Genomic DNA, 841 nt, shown 5'->3' with positions numbered 1-841 from the left:
CGTCTCGCCCCGCCGCACCCCACAACCCACCAGATGACGCGCAAGCCGATTCGCCGAAGCGTTCAACTCCCCGTACGAGATGCCCCGCCCCTCGAAAACCACAGCGGTGGCATGGGGAGTCCGCGCCGCCTGCTCCTCGAACAGTTCATGCACACACGCCCCGTCCGGGAAGACAGCGGCAGTGTCGTTCCACTCGGTGAGCAGCGACCTCCGCTCCTCCGCGGTCAGAACGTCCAGATCACCGATCCGTGCGTCCGGCTCCGCGACGGCCGCCTCCAGCAGCCGCACCAGCCGCGCGACCAGCATCTCCGCACTGCCCCGATCGAAGAGATCCATGGCGTATTCGAGAGCTCCGGTGATGCCGGCGGGAGCACCGTCGGCGTCGTGGGTCTCGGTGAAGGCGGCCGTGAGGTCGAACTTGGCGGTGCCGTTCAGCACGGTCTCGATGCGGGCACGGAGTCCGGGGAGTTCGACGACCGCCTCGGCGTTGTTCTGGAGGACGAGCATCACCTGGAAGAGGGGGTGACGAGCGAGGGAACGGGCCGGGTTCAGTTCCTCGACGAGCCGCTCGAACGGCACGTCCTGATGGGCGTACGCCGCCAGGTCCGTCTCCCGCGCCCTCGCGACCAGCTCCCGGAACGTCGGGTCACCGGACGTGTCGGTCCGCAGCACCAGCGTGTTGACGAAGAACCCGACCAGGTCGTCCAGGGCCTCGTCCGAACGCCCCGCGACGGCCGTGCCGAGCGGAATGTCGGTCCCCGCCCCGAGACGGGTCAGCAACGCCGCCAGCCCCGCCTGGAGGACCATGAACAGCGTGCAGTCGCTGCTGCGGGCGAGATCG

At 69.1% G+C, this 841-nt stretch carries 1 protein-coding gene; it reads right to left on the bottom strand.

Features of this window, described 5'->3' with window-relative positions; genetic code table 11:
* A partial coding sequence (locus tag PUR26_RS02290; protein ID WP_329868615.1) for a condensation domain-containing protein occupies nucleotides 1–841 on the bottom strand: 841 nt, incomplete at both ends.

The sequence above is a fragment of the Streptomyces sp. SP18CS02 genome, from assembly GCF_036322365.1.
Taxonomy (GTDB): domain Bacteria; phylum Actinomycetota; class Actinomycetes; order Streptomycetales; family Streptomycetaceae; genus Streptomyces.
The sequence above is the reverse complement of the archived record's forward strand: the minus strand, read 5'-3'. Positions and strand labels throughout refer to the sequence as shown.